Origin of the sequence: Aurantimonas marina (genome assembly GCF_017183135.1) — a bacterium.
In the GTDB taxonomy this organism is placed as follows: domain Bacteria; phylum Pseudomonadota; class Alphaproteobacteria; order Rhizobiales; family Rhizobiaceae; genus Aurantimonas; species Aurantimonas marina.
In genome coordinates, this window is the sequence record NZ_JADDXW010000036.1 from 1 (window position 1) to 5,785 (window position 5,785).

Below are 5,785 nucleotides of genomic sequence, written 5' to 3' on the forward strand. Positions count from 1 at the left end.
GTTCGCGCGCTGCAGCCTCGGCCTGCGCGGCCTCCGTGATCGCCATGCCCGCCGCAACCGGCGCCCCGTAGCCCTTCAGCACTTCCTTGGCCTGATATTCGTGGATGTTCATGTCTGGGAAATCCCCCCGGATGGTGGTGGTTGGCTATTTGATTCTGGGCAGCATCTTCTTGAATGACGGCGTTCCGGCTTTGCCGAGCCATTCGAAGACGACCATTTCACTTGTCACGATTCCGACGCCGGCCGCGCCGAGCCTTTGCAGGCAGGCGTGTTCACTCTCGGCCGATCGCGATGCTGTCGCGTCCGACGCGACGAAGACCTGGTATCCCGCCTCCAACAGGCTAGCGGCCGTCTGCACGACGCAGATATGCGCTTCCATTCCCGCCAGGATGATCTGCTGCCGTCCAAGAGCGGTCAGGGCCGCCGAAAACGCGCTGTCTTCCATGCAGGAAAAATGCACTTTCTCGAAGATAGGGCAGCCTGCCGCGACGGACGCGACCTCCGCCATCGTATGGCCCAGCCCCGCCGGGTATTGCTCTGTCAACAAGACCGGGACACCCACTTCGCGCGCAGCCTCGATCAGCAGCGCGGCATTCTTCAAGGTTCGCGCTGGCGCCAACATGGCCGGCACCAGCCGCTCCTGCATGTCGATAACGACGAGAGCGGAATCCTTAGCTCTGATCAACATGCATTCTGTCCTCCCTTTCGATGGGGGAAACCGCCAACAAATGTCTGTCAACTGGTATGCCAAACGCCACATACCGTCAAGGGAATGACGGGGAGATCAGTCAATCAAGCGTGCATAACCCTTGTAATCATTGGTTTTCTCCATTCGGGCAGCAATTCGCAAATTGCCCATTGACGCGGCGATGCTCCGATGTATGGTATACCACATAAGGCACACGCAAGCGGCTCGAACCGCTTCGACAGGTGCCGGGTGCGAAGCGGGGGAGGCGTTCGGAACTGTGTCGATTACCAGCAAGCTAACGCCGATCGCCGTCAACTTCACGCTGAAGGATCACACCTACGACGTGCTCCGCGACGCCATCCTTGACATGAATATCTACGACGACGGGGCCGATCTGCGTCTCGATGAGCGCACCATCGCCGGGCAGTTGGGAATATCGCGCACGCCCATTCGCGAAGCCTTGGCGCGATTGGCACAAGAGGGATTTGTGGAAATCCTTCCGCGCAAAGGGGTCTTTGTCAAACGCAAGTCCATGAACGAAGTGCTGGAGATGATCGTCACCTGGGCAGCGTTGGAAAGTATGGCGGCCCGGCTTGCTGCGGAGCAGGCGTCTGTCGTCGAGCTCGGATCCTTGCGCAAATTCGCGATGAAGCACAGTACTCATGCGGCGCGCGCCGATATCGAGGAATATTCGGAAGCCAATATCGTGTTTCACCAGCGCATTCTGGAGTTGTCCGGCTGTGCGCTGCTGAAATCGACGGCGGACGGACTATTCCAGCATATGCATGCCGTGCGCCGGCGGGCGATGGGTGAAAGCGATCGCGCCACGCGCTCGGTCGTCGACCACATGGAGATCGTCGAGGCGCTGGAGGCGCGCGATGCCGATGTCGCCAGCCGCCTGGTGCGCGAGCACACGATGAAGTTGCATGATCATGTGCGCGCCACCTGGGTCCGAATTGAATCATTGAACCGTAAACGCATCGTAGCCGGCTGACCGACTTCGCATGCCATTGACGCAATCGGCCGCAAGGTCGTCCAAGCAAAGTCTTCCGGGAGGAAACAGAATGTCAGCAGTAGCGCAGAGCGTTGATGCCAATGCCGCTGAAGCCGACGCTCAGCAGGAGTTGACGGACGGGTTTCACCTGATCATCGACGCGCTGAAGCTCAACGACATCAAGACGATCTATGGCGTCCCGGGTATCCCCATTTCCGACTTCGCCCGTCTTGCGCAGGCCGAGGGTATGCGTGTCATCTCGTTCCGGCACGAGCAGCACGCGGGCAATGCAGCGGCCATCGCCGGCTATCTGACGCAAAGGCCCGGTATCTGCCTGACGGTTTCGGCGCCCGGCTTTCTGAATGGCCTGACGGCCCTGGCGCATGCCACTACCAATTGCTGGCCGATGATCCTCATCTCGGGATCGTCCGAGCGGGAGATCGTCGATCTCCAGCAGGGCGATTATGAGGAGATGGACCAGCTTGCCATTGCCAAGCCGCTTTGCAAGGCCGCCTATCGTATCCTGCACGCTCAGGATATCGGGATCGGCGTCGCACGGGCCATTCGCGCGGCGGTTTCCGGGCGTCCCGGTGGCGTCTATCTCGATCTGCCCGCGAAGCTCTTCGGCCAGGTGATGGACGCCGCTGCTGGCAGCAAGTCGCTCGTCAAGGTTATCGATCCGGCGCCGAAACAGTTGCCGGCGCCGGACGCGGTTGCCCGCGCACTGGAGGTTCTGAAGGGGGCGAAGAAGCCGCTTATCATCCTCGGCAAGGGCGCGTCCTATGCGCAGGCGGACGACGAGATTCGCGCGCTGGTGGAAAGGAGCGGCATCCCCTATCTGCCGATGAGCATGGCCAAGGGGCTCCTGCCCGACAATCATCCGCAGTCAGCGGGCGCGGCGCGCTCGCTGGTGCTCAAGGAAGCCGACGTCGTCATGATGATCGGCGCGCGCCTGAACTGGCTGCTGTCGCACGGCAAGGGCAAGCAGTGGGGCTCCGAGCCGAAGAAGTTCATCCAGATCGATATCGAGCCGAAGGAAATGGACAGCAATGTCGAGATCGCGGCCCCGCTGGTTGGCGATATCGGGTCGTGTGTTTCGGCGCTGCTCGACGGCATGGGGGGCAATTGGCAGACGCCGCCCGCCGGCTGGACCGACATGATCCGGGAGAAGGTCGAGGCGAATGTCGCCAAGATGGCGCCGCGGCTGATGAACAACAATTCGCCGATGGATTTTCATGGCGCGCTCGGTGTTCTCAAGACGGTCATCAAGGAGCGTCCCGACGCGATCCTCGTCAATGAGGGCGCCAATACCCTGGATTTCGCCCGGTCGATCATCGACATGTACAAACCCCGTAAGCGTCTCGATGTCGGCACCTGGGGTGTCATGGGCGTCGGTATGGGCAGCGCTATCGCGGCGGCCATCGAGACCGGTCAGCCGGTACTGGCGGTCGAGGGCGACAGCGCCTTCGGCTTCTCCGGCATGGAGGTCGAGACGATCTGCCGGTACAATCTGCCGGTCTGCATCGTGATTTTCAACAACAACGGCATCTATCGCGGGACCGACGTCAATCCCACCGGCGGCCCCGATGTCGCGCCCATGGTCTTCGTCAAAGGCGCTCGTTACGACAAGATGATGGAAGCGTTTGGCGGGGCCGGCGCACACGTCACATCTCCCGATGAGCTCCGTCGCGCCGTGAACGAAGCCATGGATTCCGGCAAGCCGACCCTCATCAACGCGGTGATCGACGAGCAGGCCGGCACCGAGAGCGGTCGCATCGGCAATCTCAACCCGCAAAGCGTCGTGGCCAAGAAATAACGCCACACCGCCGATTGAACTCAGAACAGCAGGTACCCGCCATGAAGGCACTGGAAGGCATCAAGATCCTGGATTTCACCCACGTCCAGTCGGGACCGACCTGCACGCAGCTGCTGGCCTGGTTCGGGGCCGACGTGATCAAGGTGGAGCGGCCGGGCGTGGGGGATGCGACGCGCAAGCAGCTGGTCGACGTGCCGGGTGCCGACAGCCTCTATTTCACCATGCTCAACCACAACAAGCGGTCAATCGAGCTGGATTCCAAGAACGCCACCGGCAAAGAAGTGCTGACCCGGCTGATCGAGGAATGCGACGTTCTGGTTGAAAATTTCGCACCCGGCGCGCTTGATCGAATGGGCTTTTCCTGGGAGCGGATCCAGCAAATCAACCCGCGCATCATCATGGCGTCGATCAAGGGGTTTGGTCCGGGCAAATACGCCGACTGCAAGGTTTACGAGAACGTCGCGCAATGCGCCGGTGGTTCGGCCTCGACAACCGGCTTCCTCGATGGCCCACCGTTGGTGACCGGCGCGCAGATCGGTGATTCCGGCACCGGGCTGCATTTGTGTCTCGGTATCGTGACTGCCCTGTTCCAGCGCGAGAAGACGGGGCGGGGCCAGAAGGTCTCCTGCGCCATGCAGGATTCGGTTCTCAATCTTGCACGGGTCAAGCTGCGCGATCAGCAGCGGCTGCAGCACGGACCGCTCAAGGAATATTCGCAATATGGCGAGGGTATTCCGTTCGGCGACGCGACGCCGCGCGCCGGCAACGATTCCGGCGGGGGCCAGCCGGGGCGCATTCTCAAATGCAAGGGCTGGGAACAGGATCCGAACGCCTACACCTATTTCATTATCCAGGCCGCGGCATGGGAGAAGGTTTGCGACGTCATCGACAAGCCGGAATGGAAGACCCAGGCAGGCTATGCCAAGCCGCCGGAGCGGCTCGACAAGCTCAACGAGATCTTCTCGACCATCGAGGAATGGACCAAGACCAAGACCAAGTTCGAAGTCATGGACATCTGCAACCCGCTGGACATCCCTGTCGGGCCGATCCTTTCGATGAAGGAAATCGCCGAGGACGAAGGGCTTTACGCCACCGGAACGATGGTCCGCGTCGATCATCCCGAGCGCGGCGAATATCTCAGCGTCGGCTGCCCCGTGAAGCTATCTGACAGCCCGGCGGAGGTGCGCCGCTCGCCGCTACTGGGTGAACACACGGCGGAAATCCTGTCGAATGTTCTTGGCTATCGGGGCGACGAACTGAACCGAGTCATCGGTTCGGGCGCCGTAGGCGACGTCAAGGCGGAAGCAGCGGAATAGGACGGATGTGGCGATAAACGTCGTGCCGTTCAGGGAGGAAATATGCGTATCGTAGTTCACGGCCAACAAGCCTTTGGCAAGGCCGTTCTGGAACGGTTGCTGGAGCGCGGCGAAGATGTCGTCGCGGTCTGCACCGCCCCCACCAAGGAAGGCAAGCCGGAGGATCCTCTGGCGGTTCTGGCGCGCGAAAAGGGCCTGCCGCTGCACCAGCCGGCGTCGTGGAAGACCCCGGAGGCGCTGGAGTTGATGAAGTCCTTCGACGCCGACGTCTGCATGATGGCCTATGTGCTGCTGTTCGTGCCGGAGGCGGTGCGGGACGCGCCGAAATTCGGCACCTTCCAGTATCATCCGTCGCTGTGCCCCCATCATCGCGGGCCGAGCTCGATCAATTGGCCCATTGCCATGGGCAGGGAGCAGACGGGCCTCACCATCTTCTGGCCGGACGACGGTCTCGACGAGGGTCCGATCCTGTTGCAGAAAACCTGCGCGATCGGACCGGACGAAAGCTTGGGCGACGTCTACTTCAAGAAGCTTTTCCCGATGGGCGTCGATGCCATGATGGAGAGCTTGGACTTGGTGAAGGCCGGCGTGATCCTCAAGCACGATCAGCGCCTTGATGCCGGCTCTTACGAAAGCTGGTTCAGGAAGGCGGATGCGGAAATCGACTGGTCGAAACCGGTCGCCGACCAGTACAACATCATCCGCGCGGCCAACCCCGCGCCTGGCGCCTGGACGACCCACAAGGGCGAGACCGTGCAGATCTATGACTCGGCCCGCGCCGACGGCGACGGCACGGCGGGGCAGGTCATCGCGGTCTCTTCGGAAGGCGTGACCGTTCAGGGCAACGGCGGCCGCATCATCGTCAAACGCGTTCGTCCTGCGGGCGGAGACAAACAGCCGGCGGCTGACTGGGCCGCTTCGGCAGGCCTTTCCGCTGGCGACATCCTCGGATCATGAATCGGGAAAAGATT

The 5,785-nt window shown here is 61.6% G+C and carries 5 protein-coding genes; 4 read left to right on the top strand and 1 reads right to left on the bottom strand.

Going from position 1 to position 5,785, the window contains the following annotated elements:
• Positions 1-145: 145 nt before the first annotated feature.
• Positions 146-688: a hydrolase gene (locus tag ING15_RS19070; RefSeq protein ID WP_206456426.1), complete on the bottom strand. Its 543-nt coding sequence runs from the start codon at positions 686-688 to the stop codon at positions 146-148.
• A 277-nt stretch (positions 689-965) separates the two neighbouring features.
• On the opposite strand from ING15_RS19070, the gene ING15_RS19075 reads away from it, so the two are divergent.
• The 4 genes from ING15_RS19075 (at position 966) to ING15_RS19090 (ending at position 5,771) form a co-directional block, all read left to right on the top strand.
• Positions 966-1,682 carry a GntR family transcriptional regulator gene (locus ING15_RS19075; protein WP_332873866.1) on the top strand — a complete coding sequence of 239 codons (717 nt, stop codon included), beginning with the start codon at positions 966-968 and terminating at the stop codon, positions 1,680-1,682.
• A gap of 70 nt (positions 1,683-1,752) precedes the next feature.
• Positions 1,753-3,498, top strand: a complete 1,746-nt coding sequence (gene oxc / locus ING15_RS19080) for an oxalyl-CoA decarboxylase (RefSeq protein ID WP_206456428.1) — start codon at positions 1,753-1,755, stop codon at positions 3,496-3,498.
• A gap of 41 nt (positions 3,499-3,539) precedes the next feature.
• Positions 3,540-4,814: a formyl-CoA transferase gene (frc, locus tag ING15_RS19085; protein WP_206456429.1), complete on the top strand. Its 1,275-nt coding sequence runs from the start codon at positions 3,540-3,542 to the stop codon at positions 4,812-4,814.
• A gap of 42 nt (positions 4,815-4,856) precedes the next feature.
• Entirely contained in the window at positions 4,857-5,771 is a 915-nt protein-coding gene (locus tag ING15_RS19090; protein WP_206456430.1) for a methionyl-tRNA formyltransferase, read from the top strand.
• Positions 5,772-5,785 lie beyond the last annotated feature (14 nt).